Origin of the sequence: Thalassospira lucentensis MCCC 1A00383 = DSM 14000 (genome assembly GCF_000421265.1) — a bacterium.
GTDB classification, from domain to species: Bacteria; Pseudomonadota; Alphaproteobacteria; order Rhodospirillales; family Thalassospiraceae; genus Thalassospira; species Thalassospira lucentensis.
On record NZ_ATWN01000003.1, the window covers coordinates 97,524 to 115,770 of the forward strand.

Genomic DNA, 18,247 nt, shown 5'->3' on the forward strand with positions numbered 1-18,247 from the left:
TCATGCACAGTCGCCAAGACGTTTATCAGCAGCTTCACGATTATCTGGTCGAACTTTTCGAAGTCCCCGCCGAGGATATCACCCCCGATGCCCGCCTGTTCGAAGATCTTGACCTCGACAGCATCGATGCCGTCGACCTAATCGTCAAATTCCAGGAAATCACCGGCAAGAAAATCCCGGCGATGGAATTCAGGTCTGTCCGCACCGTCGACGATGTCGTCGAGAAAATCCATGTCTTGGTCAGCTCCTAAACGGGTCGCAACCTCTCTGCTTGCCGCACTGGGTGTTGCCTATCCGGTTCTGGTTTATTTCGGGCTGTCGGTATTTCCCCCGCAGTTCATCCTGATCGGGCTTCTGATCGTGGTGCTTTTACGCGCCGTGACATTTGTTTTCGCAGAACGCTATGCCGCCGCTGGTCTTGCGGTTCTGGTTGCCATCATTGTTGCCATCGGTGGGATTGCAAGCGAGATTCTTGCCATTCGTTTCTATCCGGTAATCGTCAGCCTGACGATGGGATCGGTCTTTACCATCACGCTTTTTACCGACCAACCGATGGTCGAACGCCTCGCCCGGATCAAGATACCCGATCTTGACGATTATTCGATTGCCTATACCCGCAAACTGACCAAGGTCTGGATCGGGTTCTTTGCCGCCAATGCAATCATCGCCGGTTGGACGGCACAATATACCAGCATGGAAACCTGGACGCTGTATAACGGCCTTATTTCCTACATCGTGATGGGCCTATTGTTCGTTGGCGAATGGCCGGTCCGGCGCATTCTGCGCGCCCGTCATGATCGCAAAACCCGAAACGGCACGGAAACCCCATGACCGGATTTATCGAAAATCTGCATAATCCGAAAAACGCCACCGTCGCCCTTTGCATCGAAGGTGACCGGGTGTTTAGCACGGGCGATCTGCGTTCCGATATCGACCGTCTTTGCCCTGCCCTGTCCGCGTCTTCACGCATCGCCATCCATTGCCAGTCGGCCCGCTTGTTCCTGATTGCAATCACCGCCGCGTGGCGTGCGGGTGCGACCGTAATTTTCCCGGCAACCGACCGCTCGGCCTATCTCGACGGCATTAGCGACCAGTTCGATCTGTATCTTGATGACGCAGCAATCCGCGAAAGGCTCGCCGCGACCGCCACCACCACAAACACCAGCAACATGACGCTGCCCGCCGCATCCAATTGCCGCGCGGTGTTCTTTACTTCCGGCTCGACCGGGGATGCCAAACCGGTCGCCAAGACCCTCGCCCTGATCGAAGCAGAAATCACAGTGCAGGAACAGCTTTGGCGGCCTCAAATTCCTGCGGGCGCGCGCATTGTCGGACTGGTATCCCATCAGCATATCTATGGCCTGATTTTCCGCATCGTCTGGCCGGTGATGACCGGGCGCATCTTTACCGCCGATCCCGCCCCCTATTGGGAAATGATGCAGGGCGATATCGTAACCGGCGATGTCCTGATCACAAGCCCGGCCCATCTTAAAAACCTGCATCCCGATCTGGCAAACGTTCCGCGCCCATCCCTGATCTTTTCATCGGGTGGTCCGCTTGATGTTGCCGCTGCAAGTGAAACCACCGCGATGCTCGGCACCTGCCCGACCGAAATTTTCGGCAGCACCGAAACCGGGGGCATCGCCCATCGCCGCCAGCTTGACGCCCAAAGCGTCTGGCATCCCCTGCCGGGGGTTGAGGTGGCGCTGAATGACGCCGGATGCCTGCGCGTGCGCGCCGCCCACATCGCAGGCGATGACTGGTATCAGACCGAAGATATCGCAAAGATCGATGGCGCAACCTTCACCCTGCATGGCCGGGCCGACCGGGTGGTCAAGATCGAAGGCAAACGCATTTCGCTCGGCGGTGTTGAACGCCATTTGCGCCAAAGCAGTCTGGTCGAAGACGCCATTGCGCTGATCCCCGATGAAAGTGACCGCCGCCTTGGCGTGGTGGCCGTCCTGTCGCCCGCGGGCCGCGATATGCTGGCCGATATCGGACGGTTTCGCATGGGGCGGAAACTCCGGCGTGAAATCGCCAAATTCGAAGATGACGCTGCCCTACCGCAACGCTGGCGCTTTGTCGATCAACTGCCGTCTGACAGTCAGGGCAAACGCCCGCTTCATTTATTGCGTTCTCTTTTTAACAATATGGAACCTTTAACGCCTGAAATCGTTATACAAAATCGCGATGATGACCGGATCAACCTGTCGCTACGCCTGCCGGCCGATCTGCTTTATTTCCGTGGCCACTTTCCTGGCATGCCGATCCTGCCCGGTGTCGTGCAACTGCACTGGGCGATCCATCAAGCCGCAACGCTTTTTGGTGTCCCGGTTACCATCAGTGAAGTGACGCAACTTAAATACCGCAAACCGATTGCACCGGGATCAACACTGATGCTTGAACTTGAGTGCGATCGGGACAACAGGAAAGTCAAATTCCGCTACCATTCCGACGCGGAAGGTGACCACAGTTCCGGCATTCTGAAATGGCGCGAGGCTTCCACATGAAAATCTGTGCCGTCATCCCGACCCATAACCATCATGACGTGCTTGGCGATGTGGTGGCGCGTGTGCGTGAATATGACCTGCCGGTGATCATCATTGATGACGGATCAAACACGCAGACACACGATGTTGTCGCTGCCCTGCATGATCCCGAAAACGGCGTCACCTGTCAGCATCTGGCCGAAAACGGCGGCAAGGGTGTCGCGGTGATGGCGGGCCTTGCCATGGCCGAACGCGCCGGTTTCACCCACGCGATCCAGGTCGATGCCGACGGGCAGCACAATCTTGACCGCCTTACCGAAATGATCCGCATCGCGCACGAAGACCCAACCGCGCTGATCACCGGCCTTCCGGTCTATGATGACAGCATCCCGCAAAAACGCCGCATTGGACGCTGGGTATCCCATGTATGGGTCTGGATCGAAACATTATCGACCCACATCCGCGACAGCATGTGCGGCTTTCGCGTGTACCCGGTTTCCGAAAGCCTTGCGGTCTGGCGCGAAGAAGGCTGCGGCCGCAAAATGGATTTCGATACCGAATTGATGGTGCGCCTTTACTGGCGCGGTGTCCCCGTCCACCATGTTCCGACCGAGGTCACATATCCCGAAAACAACACCTCAAACTTCCGCATGTGGAAGGACAACCTTTTGATTAGCTGGATGCATACGAGGTTGGTGTTTGGCATGCTTGGCCGACTGCCCGGTTACATTTGGCGCGGCGGAAAATTTGCCCAGGATCAAACGGCTGATCGCGGTCAGGATAGCACGGATGCGTCCGCCCACTGGGCGGAAATCGACGAGCGCGGCATGTATTTTGGCATGCGGTTTCTTGGCTGGGTTTACCGCGTTGCCGGACGGCGCGCCTGTCTTGCAATCATGCTGCCCGTAATCGTCTATTTTTATCTGACCGGCGGCATTGCACGGCGCGCATCGCATGACTTTCTGACCCGCGCGCACCAAAATGGCGCACCCGTTGCCCCCACCCGCTGGAACAGTTTCCGTCATTTTCTGCGCTTTGGCGAAAGTGCGCTTGATAAAATCGCCGCGTGGTGTGGTGAGCTAAAAATAGATGATCTCGAATTGCCTGATGATGCCGACAATCTGTTTGCCTATATGCCGCGTGATCAGGCCGCCGTTTTGCTGGTATCGCATTTTGGCAATATGGAACTGGTGCGTGCCATCGCCAGCCGGGATCGCGATTTCCGCGTTAATGTCTTGCTGCATCAAAAAAATGCGGCCCGGTTTGGCCGCGTGCTGCAAAAACTGGCCCCGGAAAGTCAGGTCGACCTGATCGAAGTCACCGACATCGGCCCTGATACCGCCATCATGCTGCGCGAACGGGTTGAACGTGGGGAATGGATTGTCATTGCCGCAGACCGGGTTGCGATTGGTGCCCGCGATAAATCCGTCGCGGTTCCCTTCCTTGGTCAAGATGCCAATTTCCCGCAAGGACCATTTGTTCTGGCATATCTGCTACAATGCCCGGTTTATATGGCAGCCGCCTGGCGCTCGGGAAAACGATTTAAAATCGAGTGGCAGAAACTGGCCGACACAATGACCTTGCCACGCAAGCACCGGACCGAGGCCATCACAGGCTACGCCACCCAATATGCGCAATGGCTTGAAAAGATAGTTGTTATGGAACCGCTGCAATGGTTCAATTTCCATGATTTCTGGGCAAAGAAAAAGGACGGTGATGACCAATAACCGCATCAATGTAATCTTTGGCGAAAACGATCTTACGGTCGAAGATGTCTTTGCCCTGTCCGAACAACGTGCCCAACCCGTGTTGTCGGGGGATCGCGATTTTCGTGCCCGCATTCAAAAGGGTGCTGATTTCCTGGATCAGCAACTGCGCGACAAGGGTCATATTTATGGTGTGACCACCGGCTATGGTGATTCTGTTTCACGCCGTGTGCCCCCAGAACTGGTTGCAGAACTGCCGCTTCATCTTAGTCGCTTTCACGGCTGCGGGCTGGGCGATATTCTCGCGCCCGAACAGGCACGCGCGGTACTGACCGTACGTCTGGCATCCCTTTGCACGGGTTATTCCGGTGTCAGTGTTGATTTGCTCAACCAACTGACGAGCTTGCTGGCCCATGACATTACCCCGCTGATCCCCGAAGAAGGATCGGTTGGTGCCAGTGGGGATCTAACCCCGCTTTCCTATGTTGCCGCGGCTTTGATCGGCGAACGTGACGTTCTTTATCGCGGTCAGAAAACATCCGCCCAAGACGCCTTGGCAACCGCCGGATTAACCCCGCTGACCTTGCGCCCCAAAGAGGCCCTTGCCATCATGAACGGCACGGCCGTGATGACTGCCCTCATGTGTCAGGCCTTTGTGCGCGCCAATTACCTGTGCAAACTGACATCGCGTATTACCGCCCTTGCCAGCATGGGTTTACTTGGCAATCCCGCCCATTTCGACAAGCGTCTTTTTGCCGCCAAACCCCATCCTGGGCAGGCGCAAATTGCGGCATGGATCGAAGATGATTTGTCATCGCTGGGTAGCACCTATGAACCGGCCCGTCTTCAGGACCGCTATTCGCTGCGCTGTGCCCCGCATGTTATCGGGGTGCTGGCCGATATGATGCCAACCTTCCGGCGGACCCTCGAAACAGAACTTAACAGTGCCAATGACAACCCGCTTTTGGATATCACGGAAAACACCATCCTGCATGGCGGGCATTTCTATGGCGGACATGTCGCCTTTGTCGCCGACGGTATGAAAACACTGGTCGCCAATCTGGCCGATTTGATGGATCGCCAGATGGCCCTTCTGGTTGATACCAAATTCAATCATGGACTGGCATCCAACTTGTCGGGGGCAGATCCCGACCGCGCATCGATTAATCACGGGCTTAAGGCCGTGCAAATCGGCGCGTCTGCCTGGACGGCGGAGGCTTTGAAACAAACCATGCCCGCCAGCGTCTTTTCGCGTTCTACCGAATGTCATAATCAGGACAAGGTCAGCATGGGCACGATTGCCGCACGCGATTGCCTGCGCGTTCTGCAACTGACCGAACAGGTCGTGGCGGCAAACCTTTTGGCTGTTGGTCAGGCAATGGCCTTGCGTCAGAAATCCGGCGAACTTCATCCCAAACAACTCGGCCCCAAAGTTTCAGCCTTTATCGAAAGCTTAAAGGAAGACATCCCCTTCATCGCCGAAGACCAGCCGCTTGAAGGCACCTTGCGCCTTCTGGTGTCGCGCATTCAGAATCGCCACTGGGCGCTTTATGATGAAGAAATCGCGTCATGATCAGTTCATCTGTCACCGAAACGATCCAGTTTTATCATCTTGATCCGATGAATGTTGTCTGGCACGGCAACTACGTCCAGTTTTTTGAAAATGCCCGCTGTGCGCTGCTCAACAAGATTGGCTACAACTATCCACAAATGGACGCATCGGGCTATGTCTGGCCGATTGTCGATATGCGGGTGAAATATGTTGGTCCATGTACCTTCGGGCAGGAAATTACTATCACGGCGACTCTGCGTGAATTCGAAAACCGCCTGAAAATCGACTACCTGATCACGGATGCGAAAACCGGCACCAAACTGACCAAGGGCTTTACCATTCAGGTCGCCGTTGAAAAAGACACCGGTGAAATGCTGTTTCGCAGCCCCGACTTTCTGATTGAAAGGCTAGAGGCCATGACGCAATGACACACCGTTGGTCAAAAGCTTGGGCATTGATCCTGTTCTGTGCGGCAGTGTTTCCAGCATTTCCGGTCAATGCCGACACGACAGGTTTAACTTCAACCGCCATGCTTACCCCGATCAGCGATCAGCAATATCTGACTGGCAGTTTTGCCCTTGACCGCCATCTTGACGGCTTTGAAGCACCACTTACCTCGACCGGTGAATTTACCCTGTCACCCAGCAAAGGTCTGATTTGGCAAAACCTGAAACCGTTTCCCGATACCACCGTGATGAACGATCAGGGGATCACCCGCAAACATGATGACCGCACATTTGAAACCATTGCATCAGGTGCGCGGTTTCATCAGTTCATCGCGCTGATTTCCGCCGTCCTCGGCGGAAACTGGGACCCACTGTCTGATCAATTCACCATCACACCCGCCAAAACCGCCACAGCATCGAACTGGCAAGTCACGTTAGCACCAAAGAACAACAACGGATTGTCCGAACAAATCAGCCAGATCATCGTTAAGGGCGATGAATTCGTCACCCACGTCACCCTGCACAAACCATCGGGCGACCGCGATGAAATCACGCTGAACGATCAAAAACGCCACGACCTACCACTCCCGACTGATCTTGCCAAACTGCTTTCGGGAAACTTTGATTGATGGCAGTGCGCGGGGGCATATGGGGCATTTTTCTGTTGATCATGGTGGCCTCTGCAATCTGGCAGGTCACATCGGGCAGCGCCCGGATTGATGGTGATGTCCTGTCCCTGATCGGGTTGGAAAAAACCGACGACACCGCCCGAAAATCCGATATCGAAACCGTGCGCGACTTACTGGCAAATGATGCCAATCAGGCCATCATCATGGTGTCGGCCAACCAGCAAGACATGCTTGAAACGGCAACCCGCGCCCTTGCTTCTGACATCGCAAACATTCCGGGCACAAAGTCGGTTTCTATGCCGGGATATGACGCAGGAAACCTTGCGCGGCTTTCAGATTTTTACCTGCCCCATGCGCAAAGCCTGCTGTCGGACAGGGACCGGGCACTTTTGCGCGACGGCAACGGGGAACCGGTTTATCAAAACGCGGTAAAAACGCTGTATGCACCTGCTTCAATGGTCAGTGCAGCATCGCTTCGCGCCGATCCGTTCTCCCTGCTCCCCAACTTTCTGGCCGAACTGGGCAACAAACTTGGTCCTTCCGGGATCGTGCAAAGAGACAACAATTTCTATACCCCGATCCTTATAATTCTGACCCCGGACCTTCGGCGTCAAGGACGGGACATCGCATGGGTGGGCAAGGTCAATGACGTCATCACCAACGCCCAGAACAATACCAATCAATCTGACGGACTCACCATCGCTAAAACCGGGCAAGTCTTCTTCGCTGTGGCCGAGGCAACTGCTGCAAAAGCCGATGTCCAGCGCATCGCCATCATTGCGACCCTTGGCATTTTTGCCATGGTGCTCAGTGTGTTTTTCTCCCCACTCCCCCTGATCGGCACCTTGATCACGGTCGGCAGCGGCTTGATCGCCGGGATTGCTGCCGTCACCCTGATTTTCGATGGCATTCATGCCATTGCGCTGGTCTTCGGGGCCAGTCTGATCGGGATATCGGTCGATTATGCGCTGCATTATCTGGTGCTGCCCGCCGATGAAAAATCACCGACGGCCCGGATTGCGACGATCCGTTCCGGCCTAAGCCTTGGCCTTTTGACCTCGGTTTGCGGCTTTGCGGTTTTGGCCATCAGCCCGGCCATCCTTCTTGCCCAAATCGCGGTTTATTCCATCGCCGGGCTTATCGCAGCCTATGTCACCGTGCTTTTCGTCCTCCCGCTTTTGCCCGCGCGGAGCATCAAACACCGGTCGCTCATCCCGCGTGTGTATCAGAAACTTGATGATACCTTGCGCCGTCTGCGTCTGCCCCGGTTGGTCCGGGGGATGGCTGCACTTGCCATCCTTGGTGGATTTGCGATCTGTATTTTGTTCATACCAACCGATGATGACATCCGCCATCTCGGGCATGGCAACGACACCCTGACAACGCAGGCGGGCCTGATCGGGGATACCATGGGCATGGGCGGAAACCCCGTCTTTATCCGGATTGATGGCGCAGACAGCCAATCCCGCCTTCAAACGGGCGAGGCCGTACAAAACGCGCTGCGTCCCCTGATCAAAGACGGCACTGTCGGGTCTGCCTTTGGCTTGTCGGACATGATCCCGTCGATCAAACGGCAGGACGAAAACCGTACCCTGATCAAAGATCAGCTCTTTGAAATCTACGCACCAAAACTGGCCCCGCTGCTTCCGATCAACATTCAAACGCCCAACCCCGACGCCCCTTATTTACACGCCGATGCAGATGCCTTTGTCCAGTTCCCGGAACTGGCAAACCTGCGCGATGGCACGACCGATATCGTCCGGCTAAACGCCGTGACCGATGCGAATGCCGTTGCCATGGCAATTGCCAATATCGACGCCGCCCGTTTGATCAACCCGCGCGCCACCATCACCGACCAGTTCTCCCATTATCGCAACTGGGCAACGGTGGGATTGGCTATTGCCTTGTTGAGTGCCGGGATTCTCGCCATAGCACGCTATGGCATGATCCGTGGGCTATGTGTTTTGGGAACGCCTGCAGGGGCGATGCTTGTTGCCCTTGGCGGGGCGGCTACAATCGGGATCACAATCAATTTCTTTACCATTATGGCACTGTTTCTGGTCTTTGCCATCGGGGCAGATTACGTGATCTTCTTTTCCGAAAGCCAAAAGCACCGCCAGCAGGATACGACCCGGTTTGCCGTGTTTTTATCGCTGATCAGCAGCATTTTGGCCTTTGGCCTGCTCGCCAGCAGTTCTGTTCCCGTGGTCAGCGCCATCGGAACCATCATGGCCATTGGCCTTCCAACGGCATGGGTGCTGTCCTATGCCATGTGCCCAACATCCGTGAAAGCCGATCAATCCGATGTCTGACAATCATTCTGAAAGCCACCTCATGACCGATTGTGACATCGCCATCATCGGTGCCGGACCGGCCGGAACGGTTGCGGCCAAATGTCTATGTGATGCGGGATTAACCGTGATTGTTCTTGAAGCGCAAACCTTCCCGCGCTTTGTCATCGGCGAAAGCCTTCTGCCTCACTGCATGAATGTGCTTGAGCGGGCTGGTTTGCTTGATGCGGTTGAAAAAGCCGGATTCCAACACAAAAATGGGGCCGTTTTTGAACGCGGATCACTTTATCAGTCCATTGATTTTCGCGAGAACTTCGAAGACACCGGATGGGGCACTACCTTTCAGGTTCAACGCAGCCGGTTTGATCACATCCTGGCCCAAACCACCATCGATGCCGGGGTCGATATCCGTTTTGGGCATAAGGTCACCGATGCGGTCTTGCGCGATGGTGACTGTACCCTCGACTATGAAAATGATGCGGGTCAAACCGGTCGGATAAGATCGACGTTTGTTCTCGACGCCAGTGGTTATGGCCGGGTCCTGCCCCGAATGCTAGGCATTATAAAATCAAGCCAATCGACCGAACGGCGCGCCCTGTTTACCCATCTGCGCGATCAGATATCCGACCCCGATTATGACCGGGAAAAAATCCTGATCACGGTCCACCCCGTCCGCCCGGAAATTTGGTATTGGTTGATTCCGTTTTCCGACGGCACGTCCTCTGTTGGGGTGATTTACCCCGATCAGGACCCGGAATTTGATGGTCTTGATGATCAGGCCATCTTTGATCGGTTGATCGGCGATACCGGCCTTGGTCCCCTTCTGGCCAAGGCCGAACCGACCCGTCCGCTGAATGCCATTGCCGGATATAGCGCGCAATCGGACACCCTTTTTGGCGACGGTTATGTTCTTCTGGGCAATTCTGCTGGTTTCCTTGACCCGGTTTTTTCATCGGGTGTGACCATTGCCATGCATTCCGCCGAACTGGCGGCAAAGGTGCTTATTGCGCGTCACACTGGTCAGGCCGTCGATTGGGATGCGGATTACGCCATTCCGCTTAACCGGGGTGTAGAAACGTTCCGTTCATATGTCGATGCATGGTATGACGGACGTCTACAAACGATTATTTTCAATCAACCCGATGATGATACAAAACTCAAACGTATGGTTGTTTCGATCCTTGCAGGATACGCTTGGAACCTCGACAATCCGCTGGTAAGCAAAACTGACCGTTACCTGGAGATGTTGCACGACTTATGCGATCCATCCTGATCCTATTCATGACCCTGTCTCTGAACGCCTGTGTTACGGATTTTGCCGACTTGTCGGTCCCCAACCCGTTTGCGTCCAATCCTGCGTATACGGTTGCACTGGCACCGGGGGTTACCATAGAGTTGCCGGAAAACCCGTGGGACACTGCCCAAGGCCTTGAGGCTACTCAACAGGTCACCGCACAATGGCGCCCCAAAAACGGTGAGCCGGGCACGGCCACTTTCCTTGCCCGGATTTCGGCCCAGCCCGGTCAGGTCAGGATTGCCGTGCTTGATGATCTTGGCCGCCGGGCCATGACCATTGACTGGACCCTTGATGGGCTCAACATCGTCAAGGCCGACTGGGTGCCAGATGCCCTTGACCCTGAACGGTTGCTTGGCGATATCGTCATGACCTATTGGCCAGACGATGTTGTCAGTGACGCGGTGGATCAATCCATGACCGTCGAAGAAACCATGGGTCAACGCACCATCCGCACCACCGGTGATGGATTGGTGTTCGTAGCGATTGAAAAACCGATCCGCGATCCGTGGCAGGGTGTGGCAACCCTGCGCAATATGAAACTGGGCTATACCCTGACCATCAGATCGCAAAGACTGGGGTCCTGATGATGTCGGTGACTTCGACCTTTTTGTCGGCCCTTGGTATTGTCTCCGCCCTTGGACAGGGGATAGAGCAAACATCGCGCACCCTGTTTGGCGACCGCCGGGCGGACATGATTGCCCATGACGATTTTCTGATTGATCGCACCACCATGCTCGGCACCGTAACCGGACCGCTTGTCGCCTTACCCGATCATCTTACGCAATATGACACCCGCAATAACCGCCTGCTATGGACTGCCATGGCCCAGATTACCTCTGAAATTGACGATCTGATTACGACCTTTGGCACGGACCGCATCGGCATCATTCTGGGCACCAGCACCTCGGGTATCGAAGAAGGCACCACCGGGTATCAGGACATGCTCGAAACCGGCACATGGGCCCCCGGTTTTCGCTATGAGCATCAGGAAATCGGATCGCCTGCCGACTTTTTGCGCGATGCGCTGGGCCTGTCGGGTCCGGCGTATGTGATTTCGACCGCCTGCTCATCAAGCGGCAAGGCCTTCGCATCCGCCCAACGACTGATGGATGCGGGCATGTGTGACGCCGTGATTGTTGGCGGGGTCGATAGTCTGTGCCGTCTAACCGTGCGCGGATTTGACGCGCTTAATTCCATCTCCGAGGGCGTCTGTAATCCGCTCAGCAAAAACCGTGACGGCATTAATATCGGCGAAGGTTGCGCGCTGTTCACGCTGCGCCGGGACGCAGGCGACATTGCCCTGATGGGGGTTGGCGAAACATCCGATGCCCATCATCCAAATGCCCCGCACCCCGACGGGATCGGGGCAATTTCCGCGATGAAATCTGCATTGGCACATGCCGGTCTGACACCGGATGATATCAGCTATATCAACATGCACGGCACCGCGACGCCACTTAATGACAGCATGGAAAGCACCGCGATTGCACAGATATTTGGCACAACGGTTGCCGTCAGCTCGACCAAACCCATGACCGGCCACACATTAGGTGCGGCGGGTGCGATTGAGGCCGCCATCCTATGGCTTTCACTACAACAGGCGCATGATGGCGCACCATTGCCCCGCCATCACTGGGATGGTGCTATTGACCCGGACGTTACCCCTATGAACCTTGTCGCACAAACGGGGCAGCGGGTTGCCCCGAACGATAGACTTGCCATGATGAGCAATTCCTTCGCCTTTGGCGGCAGCAACGTATCGGTCATTCTCGGACGCGGTTTTATCCCCGCAGGGATGACATCATGACCAACGCAGCACAGACCACAACCATACCCGCCATTGATCAGCTTGTCCCGCACAGCGCCCCGATGCTGCTGATTGACCAGGTCTGCTATACCGGGCCGGATCACCTTCAGGCCGAAGTCACAATTCAACAAACGAGCATGTTCTTTGAAAAAGGCCACGGTGTCCCCACCTATGTCGGGCTTGAATATATTGCGCAGGCCGTCGCCGCATATAGTGGCTGGCGCGCTAAATCTGCCGACCCTGCGGCGCTCCCACACATCGGCTATTTGCTCGGCACACGCAAAATGACCATGACCCGCGACTGGTTTGAACCGGGTACCCGATTGAACATATATGTCGAAAATGTTTTTGAAGATGGCGAAATGGGCGTCTTCAAAGGCGAAATTCGCGACGGAAATGACGTCATTGTCGCTGCCCAGATCAATGTCTATCAACCCGGTGACACAGCCACCACGTCTGCCTCTTCCCACACGCCCCACAACCAAGAAACGACAACGTCATGACAGAAACCATTCTGGTAACAGGTGCCAGCAAGGGCATCGGGGCCGCCACCGCCAAACGCCTTGCGCGCGATGGATATGATGTCATCGTTCATTATCATTCCGACCGCGATGGCGCGCAAAGGGTCCTTGATGACGTCATTGCCATGGGACGCACCGGGCGTCTTATCCGCTTTGACATTGCTGACCGCGATGCCACCCGCACCGCACTTGAAGCCGACATTGCCGAACATGGCGCGCCGTTTGGTGTGGTGCTGAATGCCGGGTTGACCCGTGACGCCGCCTTTCCCGCCCTTGAAGATGACGATTGGGATGCTGTGCTGCATACCAATCTGGACGGGTTTTATAACGTCATAAAGCCGCTTGTCATGCCGATGATCCAACGGCGCAAGGGCGGTCGTATTGTCGCACTGACCTCCATCGCCGGCCTAGCGGGCAACCGCGGGCAGGTCAATTATGCCGCGTCCAAGGCCGGGATCATTGGCGCAGTCAAATCGCTGGCGCTTGAACTGGCTAAACGCAAAATTACCGTCAACGCCGTCGCCCCGGGGGTGATTGAAACCCAGATGACCGATGAATTGCCCGCCGATGAGGTCAAAAAAATGATCCCGATGCGCCGCTACGGTACGGCCGATGAAGTTGCCGCGACCATTGCGTTTTTGTGTGGAAATGATGCGGCCTACATCACCCGTCAGGTCATTAGTGTAAACGGGGGCATGCTATGACCCGGCGCGTCGTTGTTACCGGCATGGCCGGGATTACTGCACTGGGCGATGATTGGCCCACCATTTCAGCACGGATGTATGCGGGCGAAACCGGCATTCGCCGCATGGATGACTGGGATGGGCGCTATGACCTGCGCACCCGCCTTGCCGGTCCGGTCGAGAATTTCACGCTTAAGGGCAAGCTCACCCGCAAACAATTGCGCAGCATGGGCCGCGTTGCCCAGATGTCGGTTGCGGCCACCGACAAGGCGCTTGAAATGGCCGGGCTTCGCGATGACACGAAAACATTACAGGGCGGACGCCTTGGCATTGCCTATGGGTCATCATTTGGCAGCACCCCACCGGTTATGGGCTTTACCAAACTGATGGAAACCGGCGATAGCAACGCCATCACCGCGACCAGCTATATCCAGATGATGAGCCATACCTCGGCGGTCAATATCGGCGTTTTATACGGCATTTGCGGGCGGATCATCCCAACATCGACCGCCTGCACATCCGGCAGCATGGGGATCGGCTATGCTTATGAAGCCATCAAATACGGCATGCAGGATTTGATGATTGCCGGTGGCGCTGAGGAACTTTGTCCGACCATGGTCGCTGTCTTTGACACTCTGTTTGCCACCAGCGACAATAACGACCACCCCGAAATCACCCCGCGCCCTTATGATGCCAATCGTGACGGACTGGTTATTGGCGAAGGGGCCGGGACACTGATTCTTGAGGAATACGAACATGCCAAGGCGCGTGGTGCGACCATCTATGGAGAGATTGTCGGGTTTGCATCCAATTCCGACGGCGCACATATCACCCAGCCCCAAGCCGACAAAATGGAAATCGCCCTGCGTAAATCGCTTGAGGATGCGGAGCTGACCCCAGCCGATATCGACATCGTCAATGGCCATGGCACTGCCACCGATCACGGCGATCTGGCCGAAAGCAAAGCTACCCGTGCGGTGTTTGACCGCGCCATTCCAATCCATACGCTTAAGGGCCACTTTGGCCATACGCTGGGCGCCTGTGGTGCGATCGAGGCATGGCTGGGACTGGAAATGATGCGCGACGGAAAGTTTGTTCCGACCGCAAACCTTAAAACCCCCGACCCGGCCTGTGCGGAGCTTGATTATATCAAGGACACCGCACGCAGCCTGTCCGCCCAATACATGATGAGCAACAATTTTGCTTTTGGCGGCATCAACACATCGCTGATTTTCACGCTGCCATAGGCCTCAACCACCAGCCCTCACCTCATGGGAAACGCCTGACAATGCGCATCGCCATTCTTGATGACTATCAAAACCTTGCCCTGGCCTCTGCCGACTGGTCCGGGGTTAGGGCGCATGGCGACATTACCGTATTTCATGACACGCTTACAAATGGCGCGGCTTTGGCAAAACGTCTTGAACCGTTTGATGTTCTCTGTGTTATGCGCGAAAGAACGCCCTTGCCCGCATCCCTGCTGGAAAACCTTACCAACCTCAAACTCATAGTCACCACCGGCAAACGCAACGATGCGATTGATGTGACCTATGCCAACGATCATGGCATAACAGTCTGCGGTACCAATTCCCCCTCCACCGCAACACCGGAACTGACATTCGCGCTAATGCTGGGTCTGGCACGCGGAGTTGTGCCGGAAAACATGTCCATGCGCACCGGCGGCTGGCAGGTCGGGCTTGGGCAGGATCTTGCCGGATCGACCCTTGGCATCATCGGGCTTGGTCGGCTGGGTGCAAAGGTTGCAACCATCGCCAAGGCTTTTGAGATGCGCGTCACCGCCTGGAGCCAGAATTTAACCAAGGAACGCTGTGCAGAACTAGGCGTCAAATACATGCCAGACAAAGGATCCCTTTTGGCCGATGCCGATTTCGTCACCATTCATCAACGCCTGTCCGAGCGAACCGCTGGCATGATGAGCACCGATGAATTCAAATGCATGAAAAAAACCGCCTATCTGATCAACACATCTCGTGGCCCGATTGTCGATGACGCGGCCCTGATTGAGGCGGTTAACAATGGCGAGATTGCCGGGGCCGGTCTGGATGTCTATGACATCGAACCCCTTCCTGCATCCCACCCGCTACGCACATGCGATGGTCTTGTGCTGACCCCGCATCTTGGCTATGTCACACGCCATACGTGGGATGTGTTTTACGGCGAAACGGTAGATGCCATCCTCGCATGGCTTGCGGGAAACCCCGTCCGTGTGATTACGGTGTAGTATCCTCCTGTAAATTCCACCACATCGAAGTCTTGAAGGAGCCTCCCCTTTCTAAAAACACATGTCGGCTAATGTAATCATGCTCACAGTTTGGCGGCACGATCGCCAAAGGAGCTTGCCATATGTGCAATCTTCGCCCACCGTCAAGGATCGCTCAAATCACGGCCCCAAAGCAGACGGACCAGTGCCTTGTCTGCGAAATTTCTAACGTCTGATTTCAATCGTCGTCACCATCTTTGCTACCGCCTACGTCATGCCGACAAGGAGCACACGATGAAACGTTTGACTGCCAAGGATTTTTCGCCAGAGCTTCTTGAGCTTTATGATTTTTATGCCCACGGGATTATTTCCCGGCGCGAGTTCCTTGACCGGGCAGGGCGTTACACAGTGGGTGGCATTACCGCTGCGGCGGTTCTAAGTGCCATGAGCCCGGATTACTCGCTTGCCAATCAAGTTGAATTTACCGATCCCGATATCGTCCCCGAATACATTACCTATCCATCGCCCAACGGACATGGCGATGTGCGTGGGTATATGGTCAAGCCCGCCAACGCGACCGGCAAACTTCCCGGCGTTGTCGTGGTGCATGAAAACCGCGGTTTGAACCCCTATATAGAAGACGTCGCGCGCCGCGTTGCCAAGGCGGGTTTTATCGCCCTTGCCCCCGATGGCCTGACATCGGTTGGCGGATATCCCGGCAATGATGACAAGGGCCGTGAACTGCAACGCGAGGTCGACCCGACCAAGCTGATGAATGATTTTTTCGCCGCCATTGAATTCCTCACCGCTCATGATGCCACAACCGACAAGATTGGTATCACCGGCTTTTGTTATGGTGGGGGTGTTGCCAACGCGGCGGCGGTGGCCTACCCGGAACTGGCGGCTGCTGTACCGTTTTATGGACGTCAGGCCGATATCACAGACGTGCCGCGCATTCAGGCCCCGATATTGCTGCAATACGGCGAGCTTGATGAGCGCATCAATGCCGGCTGGCCCGACTATGAAGCGGCGCTCAAAGCCAATGATAAGGTCTATGAAGCCCACATCTATCCCGGGGCCAATCATGGGTTCCACAACGATACCACCCCGCGCTACGACAAAGATGCGGCCGAACTGGCATGGCAACGCACCATCGACTGGTTCAACAAGTACCTGACTTAACGCAAACTGACAGAAGCCGGCGATCCTGATGGACCGCCAGCTTCTATGTTTAACATCAAAGCCGATTGTCAATTCAACGGACAGCCACCGGATTAATGATCATCTGCACCGCACCTTTAAGCTTGGCCTGACCCAGTACAAACAGGAACTCATGCGCGCGGTCTGCGGCAAGGTCGCGGGTGACAATGTTTTCAAGGATATAAACCCCGTTTTCGGCCAGAAGTTTGACGTGAACCGGGAAAAACGCATTCGGGTCTTCATGCGGGACGGCTTCAAGCCCCCATGTATCGGCCCCAACGGCGACGACACCCTGATCAGCCAGCCAAGCCGCGGCGGCAAGCCCAAGACCAGGTTCGGTACGGCCATAAAGCCCATCATCCTTGCCCACCAGATCAAGCCACCCGGTATGGATCAGGACCACATCGCCTTTGCGGATTTCCGTTCCAGCCGCTTTTTGCGCCTTTGTCAGATCATCAAGGGTAATCACATACCCGCCGTCAAGACGATCTGTTCCCTTGATCGCTGCGATATCAAGCAACACCCCCCGCGTCGCAATCGGTGGCACATTTTCAATGCCAAGCTTGGTCAGGCCGGTGGCCATGACAAAGTCCTCGGCATGATTATTGTTATAATAGGTGTGATGATCGCCAAGATGACCAAGGCCATCAATCTGGGTCCCAACGCCCAGCCAGCCGGTGAACATATCATCGTTATATGTTCCGGAATTGCTGCCGATGGTTTTATTCCCGCTTTGACTGGGCGAGAATACTGTTACCGCAACACCACGCGGCGCAAAGGCCGGTGTTTCGCGTGATATTTCCATCCCCAGTGAATAGACCTTTCCGGTTGAGATCAGCTTGATCGCCGCCAAGGTTGTTTCTGCACTCAGATTATTGGCCGCACCGATCTGGTCATCCGGACCAAATTTTGAGGCAAACCGGTCTTCGGCGTGAACAGCATTGGCACAGGCCATGCCCAGAATAACCGACGCTGCGATCAGGATTTTTGATTTCTGCATTGTTTCCTCCCTAAGTTGATAAGGATTCCAGGATGGGCAATTAACATGCCAAGAAAACAACGCGGAAAACTGCGCCATTTCGTGCTATAGGGAGCGAGATTCGATCAACCTTGAATTTAGAATGATCGGTTATCGCTCAAACACAAAATCACTTATAACAAACGTCACCACATCGCGCAGAAGGGCCTCCCATGTCGGCGCAATTAAGGTCCAACCAAAAATTGCATAACACCATTAAACTTTAACAGTTTTTTTTCATGTACCACTTGAAAATTACGCTTAAAGAACGTCATATTCCAACCTCAAGGTTTCGGGGGAAATCAAAAAGTTCAACGCAAAAAACACCCAAAGACACGTTTCTTGAGCGAGCATTTTGATTTCAGCACCAACGTTTGAAGGGCCAGA

At 55.2% G+C, this 18,247-nt stretch carries 17 protein-coding genes; 16 read left to right on the plus strand and 1 reads right to left on the minus strand.

What is annotated here, in order from left to right; translation table 11 throughout:
* The first annotated feature begins 2 nt into the window (after positions 1-2).
* The 16 genes from K355_RS0107300 (at position 3) to yghX (ending at position 16,824) form a co-directional block, all read left to right on the plus strand.
* Complete coding sequence (locus K355_RS0107300) at positions 3-251, plus strand: acyl carrier protein (protein ID WP_022731464.1); 249 nt, start codon at positions 3-5, stop codon at positions 249-251.
* Positions 232-831 carry a COG4648 family protein gene (locus K355_RS23385; protein ID WP_022731465.1) on the plus strand — a complete coding sequence of 200 codons (600 nt, stop codon included), beginning with the start codon at positions 232-234 and terminating at the stop codon, positions 829-831. Before K355_RS0107300 ends, K355_RS23385 begins: the two co-directional genes overlap by 20 nt.
* Positions 828-2,510 (plus strand): ApeI family dehydratase, encoded by a 1,683-nt coding sequence (locus tag K355_RS23390; RefSeq protein ID WP_022731466.1) that lies wholly within the window; start codon positions 828-830, stop codon positions 2,508-2,510. The genes K355_RS23385 and K355_RS23390 overlap by 4 nt, the downstream gene beginning before the upstream one ends.
* The gene (locus K355_RS0107315) at positions 2,507-4,216 is read left to right on the plus strand and encodes a glycosyltransferase family 2 protein (protein ID WP_022731467.1); all 1,710 of its coding nucleotides are present in this window, start codon (positions 2,507-2,509) and stop codon (positions 4,214-4,216) included. Before K355_RS23390 ends, K355_RS0107315 begins: the two co-directional genes overlap by 4 nt.
* On the plus strand, positions 4,206-5,768 hold the full coding sequence (locus K355_RS0107320; RefSeq protein ID WP_022731468.1) for an HAL/PAL/TAL family ammonia-lyase: 1,563 nt from the start codon (positions 4,206-4,208) through the stop codon (positions 5,766-5,768). The genes K355_RS0107315 and K355_RS0107320 overlap by 11 nt, the downstream gene beginning before the upstream one ends.
* Positions 5,765-6,175: an acyl-CoA thioesterase gene (locus tag K355_RS0107325; protein WP_022731469.1), complete on the plus strand. Its 411-nt coding sequence runs from the start codon at positions 5,765-5,767 to the stop codon at positions 6,173-6,175. The genes K355_RS0107320 and K355_RS0107325 overlap by 4 nt, the downstream gene beginning before the upstream one ends.
* The gene (locus tag K355_RS0107330; RefSeq protein WP_022731470.1) at positions 6,172-6,822 is read left to right on the plus strand and encodes a LolA family protein; all 651 of its coding nucleotides are present in this window, start codon (positions 6,172-6,174) and stop codon (positions 6,820-6,822) included. Before K355_RS0107325 ends, K355_RS0107330 begins: the two co-directional genes overlap by 4 nt.
* On the plus strand, positions 6,822-9,134 hold the full coding sequence (locus K355_RS0107335; protein WP_022731471.1) for an MMPL family transporter: 2,313 nt from the start codon (positions 6,822-6,824) through the stop codon (positions 9,132-9,134). Before K355_RS0107330 ends, K355_RS0107335 begins: the two co-directional genes overlap by 1 nt.
* Entirely contained in the window at positions 9,127-10,386 is a 1,260-nt protein-coding gene (locus tag K355_RS0107340) for an NAD(P)/FAD-dependent oxidoreductase (RefSeq protein WP_033368679.1), read from the plus strand. Before K355_RS0107335 ends, K355_RS0107340 begins: the two co-directional genes overlap by 8 nt.
* Before the next feature lie 8 nt (positions 10,387-10,394).
* Positions 10,395-10,994, plus strand: coding sequence for a DUF3261 domain-containing protein (locus K355_RS0107345; protein WP_162142288.1), 600 nt, complete (start codon positions 10,395-10,397; stop codon positions 10,992-10,994).
* A complete protein-coding gene (locus K355_RS0107350) occupies positions 10,994-12,217 on the plus strand; it encodes a beta-ketoacyl-[acyl-carrier-protein] synthase family protein (RefSeq protein ID WP_022731474.1) in 1,224 nt (407 codons plus the stop codon). The genes K355_RS0107345 and K355_RS0107350 overlap by 1 nt, the downstream gene beginning before the upstream one ends.
* Positions 12,214-12,720, plus strand: a complete 507-nt coding sequence (locus K355_RS23395; protein ID WP_022731475.1) for a hotdog family protein — start codon at positions 12,214-12,216, stop codon at positions 12,718-12,720. Before K355_RS0107350 ends, K355_RS23395 begins: the two co-directional genes overlap by 4 nt.
* Complete coding sequence (gene fabG / locus K355_RS0107360) at positions 12,717-13,442, plus strand: 3-oxoacyl-ACP reductase FabG (RefSeq protein WP_022731476.1); 726 nt, start codon at positions 12,717-12,719, stop codon at positions 13,440-13,442. Before K355_RS23395 ends, fabG begins: the two co-directional genes overlap by 4 nt.
* Positions 13,439-14,668, plus strand: a complete 1,230-nt coding sequence (locus tag K355_RS0107365; protein WP_022731477.1) for a beta-ketoacyl-ACP synthase — start codon at positions 13,439-13,441, stop codon at positions 14,666-14,668. The genes fabG and K355_RS0107365 overlap by 4 nt, the downstream gene beginning before the upstream one ends.
* Before the next feature lie 41 nt (positions 14,669-14,709).
* On the plus strand, positions 14,710-15,663 hold the full coding sequence (locus K355_RS0107370; protein WP_022731478.1) for a D-2-hydroxyacid dehydrogenase family protein: 954 nt from the start codon (positions 14,710-14,712) through the stop codon (positions 15,661-15,663).
* A 273-nt stretch (positions 15,664-15,936) separates the two neighbouring features.
* Positions 15,937-16,824 (plus strand): YghX family hydrolase, encoded by an 888-nt coding sequence (yghX, locus tag K355_RS0107375; RefSeq protein ID WP_022731479.1) that lies wholly within the window; start codon positions 15,937-15,939, stop codon positions 16,822-16,824.
* A 73-nt stretch (positions 16,825-16,897) separates the two neighbouring features.
* On the opposite strand, the gene K355_RS0107380 is transcribed toward yghX, so the two are convergent.
* On the minus strand, positions 16,898-17,842 hold the full coding sequence (locus K355_RS0107380) for a cyclase family protein (protein ID WP_022731480.1): 945 nt from the start codon (positions 17,840-17,842) through the stop codon (positions 16,898-16,900).
* Positions 17,843-18,247 lie beyond the last annotated feature (405 nt).

Bases quoted from the DNA above. Each gene is read 5' to 3' on its own strand.
- K355_RS23395 (WP_022731475.1), top strand. From the start codon at position 12,214: ATGACCAACGCAGCACAGACCACAACCATACCCGCCATTGATCAGCTT.
- K355_RS0107370 (WP_022731478.1), top strand. From the start codon at position 14,710: ATGCGCATCGCCATTCTTGATGACTATCAAAACCTTGCCCTGGCCTCT.
- K355_RS0107345 (WP_162142288.1), top strand. From the start codon at position 10,395: ATGACCCTGTCTCTGAACGCCTGTGTTACGGATTTTGCCGACTTGTCG.
- K355_RS0107315 (WP_022731467.1), top strand. From the start codon at position 2,507: ATGAAAATCTGTGCCGTCATCCCGACCCATAACCATCATGACGTGCTT.
- K355_RS0107340 (WP_033368679.1), top strand. From the start codon at position 9,127: ATGTCTGACAATCATTCTGAAAGCCACCTCATGACCGATTGTGACATC.
- K355_RS0107300 (WP_022731464.1), top strand. From the start codon at position 3: ATGCACAGTCGCCAAGACGTTTATCAGCAGCTTCACGATTATCTGGTC.
- yghX (WP_022731479.1), top strand. From the start codon at position 15,937: ATGAAACGTTTGACTGCCAAGGATTTTTCGCCAGAGCTTCTTGAGCTT.
- K355_RS0107335 (WP_022731471.1), top strand. From the start codon at position 6,822: ATGGCAGTGCGCGGGGGCATATGGGGCATTTTTCTGTTGATCATGGTG.
- K355_RS0107325 (WP_022731469.1), top strand. From the start codon at position 5,765: ATGATCAGTTCATCTGTCACCGAAACGATCCAGTTTTATCATCTTGAT.
- K355_RS0107320 (WP_022731468.1), top strand. From the start codon at position 4,206: ATGACCAATAACCGCATCAATGTAATCTTTGGCGAAAACGATCTTACG.
- K355_RS0107365 (WP_022731477.1), top strand. From the start codon at position 13,439: ATGACCCGGCGCGTCGTTGTTACCGGCATGGCCGGGATTACTGCACTG.
- K355_RS23390 (WP_022731466.1), top strand. From the start codon at position 828: ATGACCGGATTTATCGAAAATCTGCATAATCCGAAAAACGCCACCGTC.
- K355_RS0107350 (WP_022731474.1), top strand. From the start codon at position 10,994: ATGATGTCGGTGACTTCGACCTTTTTGTCGGCCCTTGGTATTGTCTCC.
- K355_RS0107330 (WP_022731470.1), top strand. From the start codon at position 6,172: ATGACACACCGTTGGTCAAAAGCTTGGGCATTGATCCTGTTCTGTGCG.
- fabG (WP_022731476.1), top strand. From the start codon at position 12,717: ATGACAGAAACCATTCTGGTAACAGGTGCCAGCAAGGGCATCGGGGCC.
- K355_RS0107380 (WP_022731480.1), bottom strand. From the start codon at position 17,842: ATGCAGAAATCAAAAATCCTGATCGCAGCGTCGGTTATTCTGGGCATG.
- K355_RS23385 (WP_022731465.1), top strand. From the start codon at position 232: ATGTCTTGGTCAGCTCCTAAACGGGTCGCAACCTCTCTGCTTGCCGCA.